We start from the raw sequence: 14,402 nt of genomic DNA, 5'->3' as shown, positions 1-14,402 counted from the left end.
GTTCTCCCCCCTCCGCACCTGCAAAAATGCGGCGCCGGAGGGCAGATGCGGGGAACTTTCCGGCAGGTGCGGAATTGACTGTTCAGTGAACGGTGCCGGGCTTTGCGCGCGCATAAGCTTTTTATCCGGCGTCTGCGTGTCCATTCCTCTTTGGCCTGCTCGAAACATGAACGGCTTTTGATTGGCAAAAGGACATCGGAATGAACGACCAGACCGCCAAGACTTCCCGGTCCGACGCGTCGGAAAAACGCGAAGATGACGCTCGCGAGCGGGTTGCGAAACGCGAAACGCGTGAAAATACACCGACCCAGACCGAAAAATCCCTGACACGCGGAGAACGGGATGCTGTGGCCGAGAACGGCCGCTTGTCCGCCCTGACTATGTATTCCATCGTCCTGCGCGAAGGCGAAGAAGAGCTTGAGCGCCCGAAGACCTCACTCTGGTGGTCGGGTGTTGCGGCGGGCATGGGCATTTCCACCTCGGTCCTTGCCGAGGGCGTCATTCGCGCAAGTCTGGGGGCGGGCCATCCCTATCTAGGCCTTTTCGAAAGCCTGGGGTATACCTTTGGCTTTGTTCTGGTGATCCTGTGCCGTTTGCAGCTGTTCACCGAAAACACCATCACCGTGGTGCTGCCGGTTCTGGCCAATCCGACCCGCAAGTGTTTTTATCTGACGGCGCGTCTTTGGGCGATCGTCTTTGCCGCGAACATGTGCGGCACTTTCCTGACCGCGGCCATCTCGTTGCATGGTGGTATCCTGTCGCAGGAATTCCTGACAGCCATCCTTGAAATTTCGCGCAAGGCTGCTGAACTCGGACCGATGGAATCAATGCTGCGCGGCATTCCCGCAGGCTTCTTCATTGCAGCGCTGGTCTGGATGCTGCCCTCCTCCAAGGGATCCGAGCTTCTGGTGATCGTCATGTTCACCTGGTTGATCGCTGCGGGCGAATTTACCCATGTGATTGCGGGATCGAACGAGTTTTTCAGCCTCGTCCTGCATGGCGAGATGGGCCTCACAACGGCCTTTGCCAGTCACATCCTGCCCACGCTGGTTGGCAACATCCTTGGTGGCACGGGCCTGTTCGCCTTGCTCGCCTATGGCCAGGTGAGTCAAGAGATGTAAGTGAGGCGGTCTGCAGCGCGGAACAGCCGTCCCGCAGAGGCGTTGACTGTCTGCGGGCGCGTGCCGTTGCCGTCGCGCCAAGCCCTGCCCCTGTCGCGTCAAGGAGTCCAAGAATGACAGAAACCTCCCAGCCTATCTCGCAAAGGGCGCCGAGCCTTAGCGCGCTTCTGGATGCGGTCAGGGATCTGGGTGAGGAACGCGATACAGTGACCTTTGCGGATGTGATGCAGGCGCTTGGCCGCGCCTCGACCACCGCGCTGCTGTTCATTCCGGGCATTGTCGCGACCTCACCGCTCAGCGGGATTCCGGGGCTTTCGACCTTTTGCGGGATCATCATCACGCTGGTGTCGGCGCAGGCGCTGCTGGGGCGGCGCAGTCTGTGGCTTCCCGGCTTTGTCACCCGCCGCAGGCTGGAAGGCACGCGTATCCGCGACGCTCTGGCAAAGGTGCGTGGTATTACGGCCTTTCTTGACCGGCACACGCATCAGCGGCTGGATGTTCTGGTGCGTCCGCCGGGGGACAAGGTGTTGCTGGCGATCTGCATGCTGTGCGGCATGATCATGCCCTTTCTCGAACTGATCCCGTTTTCCGCCTCTGTCGCTGCAGCCTGCGTCACCCTGCTGTCGGTGGCGATCCTGACATTGGACGGGCTTCTGGCGGCTGTCGCGCTTGGCTTTCTGGCAACGGCAGCCGGGTTGATAGTCTGGCTTTTGTAACGTGCGGCGGCCGTCAGCGCCACTGCAGCCTGCCGCAGATTTCTCAGCCCCGCGCGGTCCATGCCCGAAACGGCCATCCGCGCCGCCGCCGGTTCGCAGATCATCCGCGTGGTCATCAGATCCGAAAATCGCGCCCGGGTCATTGCAGGCAAGATCATCGACCCGTTGCCCAGTTGATCCAATGCGCGCAAGGCCTACAGCCGCAGCAGCGCTGAACGCACCGGCATGTCACTCGTCCCCAGCTCGCGCGCCAGCTTGCGCGAGGTCAGCTTGCGTCCGGGCGCGATCAGGCCAGACATAATCGCATGGCGCAGCCGCGCATAAACCACCTCGTGCAGGGGCTGGGTCGCCATTGTCTCAAGGCCAATGGGGGCTGAGGGGTCACGGGCAGCCCCCGTTGCGGCAGGGCTCAGGTGTCACGTTCAAAGGGTGGTGCCATAAAGCAGCCATTCCAGATCCGTCACCTGAACCGCCAGGGCATCATGCTCTCCGCGCTTCAGGGCGGCGAACATCTCATGCAGCGGCGCGCCAAGCAGCGCCTTCATACCCTCAGATCCCTCGAACAAGGTGATCGCATCTCGCCAGCTGGCGGGGATCGCCGGATAAGCGGTGGCCCCCCCAGCGCCTTCCGGCCCCGGGTCCATCCCAGCATCAATCCCGTCCAGTGCGGCCCCCAACGTGATCGCGGCAACCAGATAAGGGTTGGCGTCGACCCCCGCCACGCGATGTTCGAAATGGCGCGATCTGGCCCCGCCCGCCGGAATGCGCAGTGCGACATTGCGGTCCTCGGTCCCCCAGGTGTTGGCCGCCGGGGAATACACCGTTCCGGCAAAGCGCCGCCAGCTGTTCAGCACCGGGGCCAGCACCAGCATCGACTCGGCCATGCTGTGCCGGATACCGCCGATGGCGCTCAGCATCAGCGGTGACAACACGCCCTCGGACGGATCACCAAACAGGTTCGCGCCCCCCGCGTCGGTCAGCGACAGATGCAGATGCATCCCAGAGCCAGAGCTTTGCGAGAACGGCTTGGCCATGAAACACGCCTCCATCCCGAACCGCCGGGCGGTGCTGCGCAGCAGGCGTTTGGCACGGATGATATCATCTGCGGCCTGCGCCAGTGCGCGATAGCGCAGGGTCAGTTCGAACTGACCGGCGGCATATTCCGAAATCAGACTTTCCAGCGGCAGATCCAGCGCCACTGCACCGCTGTAAACCGCATCAAAGAACGGCGACATCTCGTCCAGCTCGTCCACCGACATGCAGTTGGTCGACGACAGACGCCGCCCGGTCATCGGCGCGCGTGCTGGTTGCGGGCAGCCTGCGCCGTCGCGCTCCTTGTCGACCAGATAGAACTCCAGCTCAAGCGCGCCCATCGGCGTCAGCCCGGTGGACTGCGCCCGCGCGATCTGGCCCAGCAGGGCGGTGCGCGGGTCCAGCGGGCAGGGGGTGCCATCCGCCGCCTCCATCTGCAGCAAGACAACCCCACGCCCGGTCGCACTCTGATAGCCCAGCGTCTTTGGCACGGGCCAGCACCGGCTGTCGCCGCCGCCATCGCCCATCAGCGCAATTGCCGCCGGTACGTCATCGCCCGCCACGTCCTGTGCAAAAAGCGACGCAGGCATGCCGCGCCCCGAGGTGAACAGGCTTTCCAGCTCGTGTCGGCGGATGATCTTGCCCCGCCCGACCCCGTGCAGATCACTCAGTACGATGTCGATGGCCTGCACGTCAGGGTAGGCGGCCAGAAAGGCCTGCGCCTCGCTCAGTGACGCGCGGGTCGGGGGGGCAGAAGGTGGTGTCATTCTTTTTTCCTAACGCGCCAATACGCCGATTGCGGCGGCACCTCTGACTGGGGTGCGCAACCCGACCGTCAGACATGTCCGTTGCCAGAAAACGGGCAACGGTTTTGGTGACATTCAGCCTGTCATCCAGCGCTTTGCCTTCGTGCGACCAGAAACAGCCTGTGTCCTCGGGCAGCCAGCGCAGCCGCAATGCCCGCGCCGATCCAAGAGGTTGCCCCGGTTACGATTGCCCCAGGCTTTCGATCACCATGTCACCAACCGATCCAGACAGCTTCCAAACCTGCGTATTTTTTGCGATCGCAAAAGTCAATATGCGATGAAACAAGTTGAAGCCGCTCAACTATGCTGCTTAAAACGCTGATAAATTCGTCTCTGGATCTGGCCAGTATGCCTAACCATCTTCGTCTACAATTATGATCGCAAAAATTGTGAGGTGTCATGAACCGACCTGCTCCGAAACCACAGGTCGCCATTCTGGGGACTGGCCTCATCGGTGCGGCCTGGGCGGCGCTGTTCCAGCATTATGGCGCGGATGTGCGCCTCTGGGATCCGGTGCCCGAGGTTCTGACCGCAACGCAGACCCGCATGGCCGCCCCGCTGGCGCAGCTGGCCGAATTCGCGCCCGACGCCGGGCCGCGCGGCACACTGACCCTGTGCGATACGCTGTCAAAGGCGGTCACTGGCGCCGATCTGATCCAGGAAAACGCACCCGAAAGCATTCCGATCAAGCGGGCGCTCTTTGCCGAAGTCGAACCGCTGATGGCGCCGCAGGCGGTTCTGGCCTCTTCCACCTCGGCGCTGACTTGGTCGGACCTCAGCTCCGCGCTGCGGGATCCGGGCTGCCTGATCACGGCGCACCCGTTCAACCCTCCGCATCTGGTTCCACTGGTCGAGATTTTTGGCATCGACCCCGACCGCATCGCCCGGGCCGAAGCGATCTATCGCGCCGCCGAGCGTGTGCCGGTGCGGCTGAAGAAGGATGCCACCGGGCATATCGCAAACCGCCTTGCTTCGGCCCTCTGGCGCGAGGCGGTGTTCATGGTTCAGGACGGCATCGCGGATGTCGAGGCGATTGATGCCGCGCTGGTCAACGGTCCGGGACTGCGCTGGTCGGTGCTTGGCGCGCATATGGCCTACCATTTGGGTGGCGGGACAGGCGGTATGGCGGGGTATCTGGGTCATCTCGGCCCCAGTCAAGAACGCCGCTGGGCCACCCTTGGCACGCCAAGCCTTAGCGACGGCGTACAGGCTGACCTGATTGCAGGTGTCAGCCGCGAAGCAGATGGCCGCAGCATTTCAGAGCTTGAATGCATCCGCGACACGGCCCTGATCGCCGCGCTGCAGGCGCGCAGGACAGCGCCCCCTGTCTGACATCCGACATCTTTTCCGGGCAAAACGACGTCTCGCCTAGGATGCCTGCTCTGAACGAACATATCCACGTTGACAGTCCGGACATTGGCGCCAAACTGATCGCCGCGCTCCACATGCCGTCCGGGGCCCTGCCGCCCGTATCTGGCTGCACATGAACACAAATGACAGGAACCTGACATGCCCATCGCCACCGATCCCGCCGACCTGAGTGCAATCGACGCCCGCCGCCTGATGGCGCGCCGCCAGCTGTCTGCCGGCGAACTGGCCAAGGCGTGCATCGCGCGGGTAAAGGCGGTCGACCATGCGGTGAACGCCCTGATCGCGCGCGACTTCGACGGGCTGCTGGACGGTGCGCGTGCGGCGGATGCACGGCAGGCTGCGGGCGCGCCGCTGGGTGCGCTGCATGGGCTGCCGGTGGCGATCAAGGACATGAACGATGTGGCGGGCCTGCCCACCACCTTCGGATCAGAGATCTTTCGCGACAATGTGCCCAGCTCCGACGATGCGCTGGTCGCTGGCCTGCGCGCGGCCGGGGCGCTGCCGATGGGCAAGACCAACAACCCGGAATGGAGCGCGGGCGCCAATACCCGCAACCGGGTCTATGGCACGACCGCAAACCCGTATGACCTGACGCGCAATTGTGGCGGTTCTTCAGGCGGATCTGCCGTGGCGCTGGCCTGTGGCTATGCACCGCTTGCCTCCGGATCTGACCTTGGCGGCTCCCTGCGCACGCCTGCGGCCTATTGCGGCGTTGTGGGATTCCGCCCCAGCTTTGGCGTGGTGCCGGGAACCTCGCGGGTGACCGGGCTGCTGCCGCAGTCGACCTCTGGACCGATGGCGCGCACCGTTGCCGATTGCGGGTTGATGTTGTCGGTGATGGCACAGCCGGACCGGCGCGACCCCTTCACCACGATGGTTGACGGGCGCACCGCTTGGGATCCGGCAGATTTTGCCCTCCTGCCGCGCCGCGATCTTGGCGCCCTGCGGATCGGGGTGAGCGAGGATTTCGGCTTTGCCCCGGTCGAATCCGCGACGCGGCACCATTTTCGCGCCGCGCTTGCCAGTCTTGCGCCGTTTCTGGGCAAGGTGGAGGAGGGTGCGCCCGATTGCACCGATGCCGACCGGATCTTTGCCGTACTGCGGGCGGTGATGTTCCTGTCGACCCATGCCCGGTTTGTCGATGAAACACCGGATCTTGTCGGCTCCAACGTCACCGCGAACGTGGCAGAGGGGCGCGGCTACAGCGCGGCGGACGTGGCGCAGGCCCTGTCGATGCAGGGCGCATATCACCGCCGCTGGCAGGCGTTCTTTGACACCTGCGATATCCTGATCACCCCTGCGGTCACCGTGACCCCGCGCGACTGGCACGAGATGTACCCGACCGAAATCGACGGTCTGCCAGCACAAAGCTACTATCACTGGCTGGGTCTGGCCTATGCGGCGACGATTGCGGGCCACCCGGCGATCACAATTCCCTGTGGCCGCGATGAGAACGGTCTGCCCTTTGGTCTGCAGATTGTCGGGCGCCGCCATGACGACGCAGCAGTTCTTGCCGTTGCGGCCGAGCTTGAGTCCGTCATTGCCGGGCTGTCCGACCTTGCCCCCCGCGCGCCTGACATCGCGGCCTTGCGCGCGGCCCCGTCTCTGTCCGATGCGCCCGGGTTCTTCCCGGAGCGTTGAGGGCGGTCGGCCCTTGCGCCCAATCATCTGCCGCAGGCACTTATCCTGTGGTTGATTGTGCTGCATTGCCACGACAATTGGCAGATGTGTTCCTGAAAATTGGGCGATCCTGTCCACAAAACTTGTCCCAAGAGGTTCCCGATGTCCTTTGCCTTTGATCCCGCCGGCCTCACGCTGCCCAACGCGCATTTCATCGGGGGCAAATACATCCCCGGCCCGGCGGCGATCGACATCCGCTCGCCCTCGACCGGGGCGGTGCTGGGGGCCATTCCCTGCGCTGATGCAGCCCTTGTCGATCACGCGGTTCAGACCGCGCGCAAGGCGCTGGCCACGTCGAACTGGGGCGGGCTGCCGCCGCGCGACCGGCTGCGCGCCATGTGTGCCTGGGCCGATCTGATCGAGGCCGAGGCCGAGACCTTCGCTGCACTCGAAGCGATCTGCTCCTCCCGGCCCTATACTCAGGCGCTGGCAGGCGATGTCATGGTCACCGCCGAACAGATCCGCTTTTTCGCCGAATTCGCGGACAAGGAAGGTGGTGCATTGGCGCCCGTCTCGGACAATCACTTCGCCTATATCGCCGATGAACCTTACGGTGTGATCGGTGCGATCACACCCTGGAACTTTCCCATGTCGATGGCGGGCTGGAAATTTGGCCCGGCGCTAGCGGCGGGCAATGCCGTGGTGCTGAAACCCTCGGAAATGACACCCTATTCGACGCTCTACATGGCCGAGTTGTCGGTGCGTGCGGGCATTCCCGCAGGCCTTGTGAATGTGGTGCTGGGGGACGGGCCGACAACTGGCACCGCGATCACCGGACATCCGGGCATCGACAAGGTGTCCTTCACCGGTTCGACCCGCGCGGGTGGCGCGATCATGGAAAACATTGCCCGCACCGGGATCAAGCCGATGACGCTGGAACTGGGCGGCAAAAGCCCGATGGTGGTCTTTGCGGATGCCGATCTGGACGTCGCCGCCGCCAGTCTGGAAAAGGGCATCATGCCCAATGCCGGACAGTTCTGTGTCGCGGGCTCACGCATGATCGTCGCGCGCGAGATCGCGGATGAACTGGCCGCGCGGCTGATCGAGCGGTTTGCCAAATACCGCCCGGCCAATACTTTTGCGCGCGACGCGGCGTTTTCGCCGATCATTTCGGAAACCCAGCTGGGGCGGATCCACAGCATTGTTCAGGCTGCAGCCGGGCAGGGTGGTGAAATGCTCTGTGGCGGCGCGCGCTTTGATCATGAAGGCAGCTTTTATCAGCCGACTCTGATCGCGGGCGTGACTTCTGACAACCTCGCCGTGCAACAGGAAATCTTTGGCCCCGTCGCCACCTTCCAGACCTTCGACACCGAAGACGAGGCGATGGTGATGGCCAATGATACGGCCTATGGCCTCTGTGCCGGGCTGTTCACCCGCGATCTGAGCCGCGCCATGCGCCTGACCCGCAGGCTCGAGGCCGGGGCGGTCTGGGTCAACCGCTATGGCCGGTCGCGCGATCACATCCTGCCCACCAGCGGCTGGAAATCCAGCGGCCTGGGCCATGATCTGGGACGCGAAGCCTATCACGCCAACCGGCGCAGCAAATCGGTGCTGATCGACCTGTGAAACAGGCCGCCGCATCGTCAAGGAGACGAATATGACCAGCTATAAACTTGCCCTGATCCCCGGGGACGGGATCGGCGTTGACGTGATCGACGCAGCAATGAAAGTGATGCACAGCGCTGCTGCGCGCTTTGGCTTTGCGCTCGCCCCCGAAACCTTTCCCTGGTCCTGCGATTTTTACCTCAGGACTGGCACGATGATGCCCGCCGATGGGATAGAGACGTTGCGCGGCTTTGATGCAATCTATCTGGGGGCGGTCGGCTGGCCCGAAACCGTGGCGGATTCGGTCTCGCTGCACGGGCTGCTGCTGCCGATCCGCAAGGCGTTTGATCAATATGCCAACATCCGCCCGCACCGGCTGCTGGCAGGAGTCGAGGGACCGCTGAAAGCCTCGGAATTCGATATCCTGTGCATCCGCGAAAACACCGAAGGCGAATATTCCGGCGCCGGGGGCCGCGTGCATCAGGGCAAGCCCAATGAGGTGGCTGTTGAAACCTCGGTCTTTACCCGTGTCGGCGTGGAACGCATCCTGCGCTTTGGCTTTGAACAGGCACGGGCGCGACGCAAACACCTGACATCCGTAACAAAATCCAATGCGCAGAAATATTCGATGGTGTTCTGGGACGATGTCACCCGCGAACTTTCTGCCGAATACCCAGATGTGACCGTCAGCCAGATGCATATCGACGCGATGGCGGCCAAGATGGTCATGGCACCGCAGGATCTGGATGTGGTTGTTGCCTCGAACCTGTTCGGCGATATCCTGACCGATCTGGGTGCCGCCATTCAGGGCGGTCTCGGCTTTGCTGCCTCGGCCAATATCTGCCCCGACCGGTCCAGCCCGTCGATGTTCGAACCGGTGCACGGCTCTGCTCCTGATATCGCGGGAAAGAACATTGCCAACCCCATTGCCGCGATCTGGTCCGGGGCGCAGATGCTCGACCATCTGGGGGAGGGTGAGGCCGCGGCTGCCGTCCTTTCCGCGATTGAGGCGGCAACCGCGCAGGGCATCGGCACCCGGCCGGGCCAGAACACGACGGATGAAATCACCGCAGCCGTCTGCGCCGCGCTTGAGGCATGAGACGATGAGCGAGAGCGCCTCGGGGTCACCCCGAGGCGCTCTGATCCTTGGCTCTGACTCCACGCGGGGCAGTCGGGGCGCCTGACAAAACACCTGAAATCTGCGCAGCCTTTCCAAAACTGCGGTACAGCCTCGCTGATGCCGTCCGTTTCACCTTGTCTTTGCAAAAACCCGCTTGCGCCTTCCCAAATCTCGATCTAGAGGTGTTATAATATAACATAACGTTTTTGAAATGAAGGAGTGGATGATGGAAAACACAGACAAGCGCCTGCCCGTCACGGTGTTGTCGGGGTTTTTGGGCGCCGGCAAGACCACGCTGCTGAACGATGTGCTGAACAATCGCGCAGGGCGGCGTGTGGCCGTGATCGTGAATGACATGTCCGAAGTTAACATAGACGCCGATCTGGTCCGCGACGGGGGTGCCAACCTGAGCCATACCGAAGAACGTCTGGTCGAGATGTCCAACGGCTGCATCTGCTGCACCCTGCGCGACGACCTGCTGCAAGAGGTACGCACACTCGCCGCCGAAGGCCGCTTCGACTATCTGCTGATTGAATCCACGGGCGTGTCCGAACCGCTTCCGGTAGCGGCAACCTTTGAATTCCGTGATGAGGACGGCAACAGCCTGTCCGACGTAGCCCGGCTGGACACGATGGTGACCGTCGTCGACACGGTCAATCTGCTTAACGACTATTCCAGCCATGATTTCCTGCGCGACCGGGGCCAAAGTCTGGGGCAGGCGGATGATCGCACGCTGGTGGATCTTTTGGTCGATCAGATCGAGTTTTCCGATGTGGTCGTGCTGAACAAGGTCAGCGATGCCGGGGCTGAAAAGCGTGACGCGGCGCGCAAGATTGTCACCTCGCTCAATCCCGATGCGCAGATCATCGAAGCCGACTATGGCCATGTTCCGCAGGACCGGATCTTTGACACCGGCCTGTTCGATTTCGAAACCGCTCATGAACATCCGCTTTGGGCCAAGGAATTGTACGGTTTCGCCGATCATATCCCCGAAGCCGATGAATACGGCGTGTCGTCCTTTGTCTATCGCGCACGTCGACCGTTCCATCCGCAACGGATTTACAACGTGCTCAACGGCGCACTGCCGGGGGTGATCCGGGCCAAGGGGCATTTCTGGCTTGCGACCCGACCGGACTGGCTTGCCGAATATTCGCTCGCCGGTGCGCTCAGCAGCATCAAACCTATGGGTCAGTGGTGGGCCACCGTGCCGCAACATCGCTGGCCGGGCCATCCACAGGCTCTCGATTATCTGAAACAGCACTGGCAGGAACCCTTTGGTGATCGCCGCCAGGAACTGGTGTTCATCGGATCCGGCATGAATCGCGCTGCAATCATCGCTTCGCTCGACGATGCGCTGGTCGCAGAGGAAAGCAACTTTGCCCCGCATCTCTGGACCGGTCTGCCGGATCCCTTCCCAGTCTGGCGGCGCCCGTCTCAGGCGGCCTGAGCGTCAGGTATGCATCACATGAACTGCCGCCCCAAAGCGACGAACAGCCGAAGTACACTGAGACGGCGCAAGCGCTGCGGCACTCCGATGGCGGCCTATGACCAGCTGCCGTCAGAGCTGCGGCAATGGCTGGCACAGGCCTGCCTGCCATGGTCGCCGCAATCCGCGCTGCGCCTTTGGCAAAAAACTCTGCGCGCCTGTGACGGCGACAGAAGCCGCGCCTGGAACCGGCTGAGCGAAATAGAAACGCACCGGCTGTCGCAGGAGTGTCAGCGGATCTGGGGCCGCGAACATCCCGCCATGGCGGGGGTTGCCCCGGAACCTGCCGCTCTGCCCTGACCGGTGACCGCAGCGCGGACTAGGCATAGCCTGAACAGCAGGGAAAAAAGGCCCGGAGGCAGAGGTTAGCCCCGGGGCCGCAACACATCAGTTCCCCAAGGGTGTACGCGGTGGTGTGCTGCCAAACAGCCGCCCGAACCCGACGCTTGCCCGTCCTAGAAATCCCGTTGATTGTGGAACATACTCGGAGTGGTAAGTGGTCCGTCAATGAAAACCTGCGCTCGCCGACGCTCCCCCTCAGACGGTTTCGAGCAGACCAGGTGCTGCGCCTGCTTGCCCGCCCCGCAGCCCCATGTCCCAAAACGCCGCCTCCAGCCGTGTGGCGGTGGTGAAACGGTCCTGCAGCCGCGGCCAGCGGGGGCTTTGCGCCGGATCCGGGCCCAGACGGCGCGCAACAGCCGCATCGATCATCTGGCCCACGGCCCGCATCGTGTCCTGATAATCCCCGTCGGCATAGGTGTCGATCCAGTCCTGATAAGGCGTGCCCGGTAAGGCACTTGCGACAAGGCGCGTGCCGATCTCGCCATAACCAAAGCAGCAGGGCGCAAGCGCGGCCATGAGATCCAGATAATCGCCGTGTAGCCCGGCATCCATGACATAGCGGGTATAGGCCAGCGTTTCGAACTCTTCGGCGGCGCTGAACAGCGTGGCTTCGGAAAGGCCCGCAGCGGCGCAGGTTTTCACATGCAGCGACATCTCGTGATTGACCAGCGTCTCGACGGTGCGTGCGCAGATCTTCATCTCGTCCAGCGTGTCGGCCTTGATCACGCCAAGCGACCAGGCCCGGGCAAAGTGCACAAGAAAAACATAGTCCTGCACAAGATAATGCAAAAAGGCCGGGCGGGGCAGGGACCCGTCAGATAGGCCTTCGACAAAGCCATGTCTGGTGTAATCCGCCCAGGGTTTGGGGCATCCGTCACGCCAAAGTGCAAAGCTCTGGCCATAGGGGGAGGGGGTCATGGGATGTCCTTGATCCTGTGTCATGCGCGGATGATCCCGGCAAAATGATGTGTTGGCCCGTGACCGGACCCTACCGACAGCGCGCCCGCCCCGGCGATGGCGCCCGCAACATAGGCCTTGGCGATCTGCACCGCCTCGGGCAGGGCCAGCCCGCGCGCGAGTTGCGTCGCCAGAGCCGAGGACAACGTGCATCCCGTGCCATGGGTGTTTTGTGTGTCGATCCGCGCGCCTTCAAACCACTGCGCGCCCGCAGCGGTGACCAGACAATCCGGGCTGTCCGCACCCGCCAGATGACCACCTTTCATCAGAACCGCCTGCGGCCCCAAACCGCAAAGCGCCGCACCCTGATCTGCCATCTCGGCGCGCGTGGTCGCGGTTGCGACCCCCAGCAGATGCGCCGCCTCTGGCAGGTTCGGCGTCAGCAGGGTTGCAAGCGGCAGCAGCCGGTCGCGCAAACTGGCAATCGCATCGTCCTGCAACAGCGGCGCGCCACCCTTGGCAATCATTACCGGGTCCAGCACGATGATCGGGCCGGGACGCCCGGTCAGGACTTCGCCAACCGCCCCGGCAATCTCGGCGCTGGCGATCATGCCGATCTTGACCGCATCGACGCGGATGTCGTCAAACACCGCGCGGATCTGCTGCGCGACAAACTCAGGCGGTACCAGATGCACGCCGCTGACACCTTGGGTGTTTTGCGCTGTGAGCGCGGTCAGCGCCGCCATGCCATACCCGCTATTGGCCGATATGGTCTTGAGGTCGGCCTGAATGCCCGCGCCACCCGACGGGTCGGATCCGGCAATGCTCAGGACATTGGGAATCATCGCGCTGTCCTCCCCTCGGAAAAATCAAAGGCGCGTGCGTTGGCCCGCGGATCGGGCTTGCCACAGATGGCCGACACAACCGCAAGCCCATCCGCGCCGCTGGCCAGAACCTCGGCCACATGCGTCTGTTTCAGCCCGCCGATGGCGACGGTGGGCCGCGGCGACAGCGCGACCAACCGGGCAAGCCCGTCAAACCCGATGGGCTGCTTGTGATCCGTCTTGGTGGCGGTCCCAAACACCGGGCCAAGGCCAAGATAGTCAACCACGCCCGGATCAGCGGCCAGCACCGCCTCTGCCGTTTCGCAGGACAACCCAAGGATCCTGTCAGACCCCAGCCGCGCGCGGGCCTCGGACGGGGAAATGTCGCCCTGTCCGATATGCACACCATCGGCCCCGGCGGCCAGCGCCGCCTCCAGATCATCGTTGACCACCAGCGGCACGCCGGTGCCGGTCAGCGCCTGTTTCAAGGCGCGTGCGACGGCGATTCGTTCGGCCGTCGTCGCCGTCTTGTCGCGCAGCTGCACCATCGTGACGCCCCCCGCAACCGCGGCGCGCACGGTGTTCACCACCCCATAGGTCGCGCACAACGCGGGATCGGTCACAAGGTACAGGCGCAAGGCGTCGCGCAGGGCAGTCATGTGCGAATGACCGCTGCCAGATCCTCGGGCCCGGTGGCGGCAAGCGCATCAAGAAAATGCACCTGAAAACTGCCCGGCCCTGTTGCCTCTGCCCCCGCGCGGGTTCCGGCCACTTTGAAATGCGCCAGCGCGGCCAGCGTGGCATTGAACGCCGGCCCCACGGCGGCATAGGCCCCCATCAGCGCCGTCAGCGAACAGCCCAGTGCTGTGACCTTCGGCATCCATGCCGATCCGCCACTCAGATGCGCTGCGCGCGTGCCATCGGTGACAAAATCCAGCGGCCCGGTGATCGCAACCACCGCGCCCGATCTTTGCGCCAGCATCCGAGCGGCCCCTTCTGCCGCCTCGACACTGTCGCCGCTGTCCGCCCCTTTGCCCAGACCAGCCTCTCCGGCCAGCGCCAGGATTTCCGACGCGTTGCCGCGCACGATTGTGGGACGACGTGCCAGCAGATCCTGCGCCACCTGCCGCCGGTAGTCAGAAATGAAATGCGCCACCGGGTCCAGCACCCAAGGGATAGTCTTGTCCCGCGCCAGCTCTGCCGCCAGCAGCATGCTGTCGCGCCATGGCGCAGACACTGTGCCGATGTTGATGGTCAGCGCCCCTGCGATGGGGGTAAATTCCGGAATTTCCTCGACCGCATGCACCATCGCCGGAGAGGCGCCCGCCGCCAGCACGACGTTGGCTGCGATGTTCATCGCCACATAATTAGTGATGCACTGCACCAGCGGGGCATCGGCGCGCATCTGGCGCAACATCTCAGCAGGGGTCATAAACGCTCCTTCTCGACGAAAAGGAGGCGA

The 14,402-nt window shown here is 63.4% G+C and carries 14 protein-coding genes; 8 read left to right on the top strand and 6 right to left on the bottom strand.

The features are described from left to right. Positions 1–200 precede the first annotated feature (200 nt). On the top strand, positions 201–1,121 hold the full coding sequence (locus tag P775_RS13345) for a formate/nitrite transporter family protein (protein WP_099911445.1): 921 nt from the start codon (positions 201–203) through the stop codon (positions 1,119–1,121). 113 nt (positions 1,122–1,234) lie between these two features. Continuing rightward, the gene (locus P775_RS13340; protein WP_099911444.1) at positions 1,235–1,837 is read left to right on the top strand and encodes an exopolysaccharide biosynthesis protein; all 603 of its coding nucleotides are present in this window, start codon (positions 1,235–1,237) and stop codon (positions 1,835–1,837) included. A gap of 194 nt (positions 1,838–2,031) precedes the next feature. On the opposite strand, the gene P775_RS28520 is transcribed toward P775_RS13340, so the two are convergent. Continuing rightward, positions 2,032–2,190 (bottom strand): GntR family transcriptional regulator, encoded by a 159-nt coding sequence (locus P775_RS28520; protein ID WP_218967691.1) that lies wholly within the window; start codon positions 2,188–2,190, stop codon positions 2,032–2,034. Between the two features lie 69 nt (positions 2,191–2,259). Beyond that, positions 2,260–3,636, bottom strand: a complete 1,377-nt coding sequence (locus tag P775_RS13330; RefSeq protein WP_099911443.1) for a glutamine synthetase family protein — start codon at positions 3,634–3,636, stop codon at positions 2,260–2,262. 438 nt (positions 3,637–4,074) lie between these two features. Between P775_RS13330 and P775_RS13320 the strand changes: the two genes are divergently transcribed. The 6 genes from P775_RS13320 to P775_RS13295 all read left to right on the top strand — a co-directional run bounded on the left by P775_RS13320 (position 4,075) and on the right by P775_RS13295 (position 11,177). Next, entirely contained in the window at positions 4,075–5,007 is a 933-nt protein-coding gene (locus P775_RS13320) for a 3-hydroxyacyl-CoA dehydrogenase NAD-binding domain-containing protein (RefSeq protein ID WP_099911442.1), read from the top strand. Between the two features lie 177 nt (positions 5,008–5,184). Beyond that, complete coding sequence (locus P775_RS13315) at positions 5,185–6,687, top strand: amidase (protein WP_099911441.1); 1,503 nt, start codon at positions 5,185–5,187, stop codon at positions 6,685–6,687. A gap of 141 nt (positions 6,688–6,828) precedes the next feature. Continuing rightward, entirely contained in the window at positions 6,829–8,292 is a 1,464-nt protein-coding gene (locus tag P775_RS13310; RefSeq protein ID WP_099911440.1) for an aldehyde dehydrogenase family protein, read from the top strand. A gap of 31 nt (positions 8,293–8,323) precedes the next feature. Next, complete coding sequence (locus P775_RS13305; RefSeq protein ID WP_099911439.1) at positions 8,324–9,370, top strand: tartrate dehydrogenase; 1,047 nt, start codon at positions 8,324–8,326, stop codon at positions 9,368–9,370. A gap of 247 nt (positions 9,371–9,617) precedes the next feature. Beyond that, entirely contained in the window at positions 9,618–10,838 is a 1,221-nt protein-coding gene (gene zigA, locus P775_RS13300) for a zinc metallochaperone GTPase ZigA (protein ID WP_099911438.1), read from the top strand. Between the two features lie 18 nt (positions 10,839–10,856). Continuing rightward, complete coding sequence (locus P775_RS13295; protein WP_099911463.1) at positions 10,857–11,177, top strand: DUF6525 family protein; 321 nt, start codon at positions 10,857–10,859, stop codon at positions 11,175–11,177. Between the two features lie 237 nt (positions 11,178–11,414). Here the strand turns inward: P775_RS13295 and tenA are convergent, their stop codons facing one another. Genes tenA through thiM form a run of 4 tightly spaced genes read right to left on the bottom strand, consistent with a single transcriptional unit; the run spans position 11,415 to position 14,372 of the window. Beyond that, positions 11,415–12,137 carry a thiaminase II gene (tenA, locus tag P775_RS13290; RefSeq protein WP_099911437.1) on the bottom strand — a complete coding sequence of 241 codons (723 nt, stop codon included), beginning with the start codon at positions 12,135–12,137 and terminating at the stop codon, positions 11,415–11,417. Positions 12,138–12,157: 20 nt separating this feature from the next. After that, on the bottom strand, positions 12,158–12,961 hold the full coding sequence (thiD, locus tag P775_RS13285) for a bifunctional hydroxymethylpyrimidine kinase/phosphomethylpyrimidine kinase (RefSeq protein WP_099911436.1): 804 nt from the start codon (positions 12,959–12,961) through the stop codon (positions 12,158–12,160). After that, positions 12,958–13,599, bottom strand: coding sequence for a thiamine phosphate synthase (gene thiE, locus P775_RS13280; protein ID WP_099911435.1), 642 nt, complete (start codon positions 13,597–13,599; stop codon positions 12,958–12,960). The genes thiD and thiE overlap by 4 nt, the downstream gene beginning before the upstream one ends. Next, positions 13,596–14,372, bottom strand: coding sequence for a hydroxyethylthiazole kinase (thiM, locus tag P775_RS13275; protein ID WP_099911434.1), 777 nt, complete (start codon positions 14,370–14,372; stop codon positions 13,596–13,598). Before thiM ends, thiE begins: the two co-directional genes overlap by 4 nt. Positions 14,373–14,402: the final 30 nt, after the last annotated feature.

It is taken from the genome of Puniceibacterium antarcticum (assembly GCF_002760615.1).
Lineage (GTDB): Bacteria > Pseudomonadota > Alphaproteobacteria > Rhodobacterales > Rhodobacteraceae > Puniceibacterium > Puniceibacterium antarcticum.
The sequence above is the reverse complement of the archived record's forward strand: the minus strand, read 5'-3'. Positions and strand labels throughout refer to the sequence as shown.

Bases quoted from the DNA above. Each gene is read 5' to 3' on its own strand.
- P775_RS13305 (WP_099911439.1), top strand. From the start codon at position 8,324: ATGACCAGCTATAAACTTGCCCTGATCCCCGGGGACGGGATCGGCGTT.
- P775_RS13345 (WP_099911445.1), top strand. From the start codon at position 201: ATGAACGACCAGACCGCCAAGACTTCCCGGTCCGACGCGTCGGAAAAA.
- tenA (WP_099911437.1), bottom strand. From the start codon at position 12,137: ATGACCCCCTCCCCCTATGGCCAGAGCTTTGCACTTTGGCGTGACGGA.
- thiE (WP_099911435.1), bottom strand. From the start codon at position 13,599: ATGACTGCCCTGCGCGACGCCTTGCGCCTGTACCTTGTGACCGATCCC.
- P775_RS13330 (WP_099911443.1), bottom strand. From the start codon at position 3,636: ATGACACCACCTTCTGCCCCCCCGACCCGCGCGTCACTGAGCGAGGCG.
- P775_RS13310 (WP_099911440.1), top strand. From the start codon at position 6,829: ATGTCCTTTGCCTTTGATCCCGCCGGCCTCACGCTGCCCAACGCGCAT.
- thiD (WP_099911436.1), bottom strand. From the start codon at position 12,961: ATGATTCCCAATGTCCTGAGCATTGCCGGATCCGACCCGTCGGGTGGC.
- thiM (WP_099911434.1), bottom strand. From the start codon at position 14,372: ATGACCCCTGCTGAGATGTTGCGCCAGATGCGCGCCGATGCCCCGCTG.
- P775_RS13320 (WP_099911442.1), top strand. From the start codon at position 4,075: ATGAACCGACCTGCTCCGAAACCACAGGTCGCCATTCTGGGGACTGGC.
- zigA (WP_099911438.1), top strand. From the start codon at position 9,618: ATGGAAAACACAGACAAGCGCCTGCCCGTCACGGTGTTGTCGGGGTTT.
- P775_RS13295 (WP_099911463.1), top strand. From the start codon at position 10,857: ATGAACTGCCGCCCCAAAGCGACGAACAGCCGAAGTACACTGAGACGG.
- P775_RS13315 (WP_099911441.1), top strand. From the start codon at position 5,185: ATGCCCATCGCCACCGATCCCGCCGACCTGAGTGCAATCGACGCCCGC.
- P775_RS28520 (WP_218967691.1), bottom strand. From the start codon at position 2,190: ATGGCGACCCAGCCCCTGCACGAGGTGGTTTATGCGCGGCTGCGCCAT.
- P775_RS13340 (WP_099911444.1), top strand. From the start codon at position 1,235: ATGACAGAAACCTCCCAGCCTATCTCGCAAAGGGCGCCGAGCCTTAGC.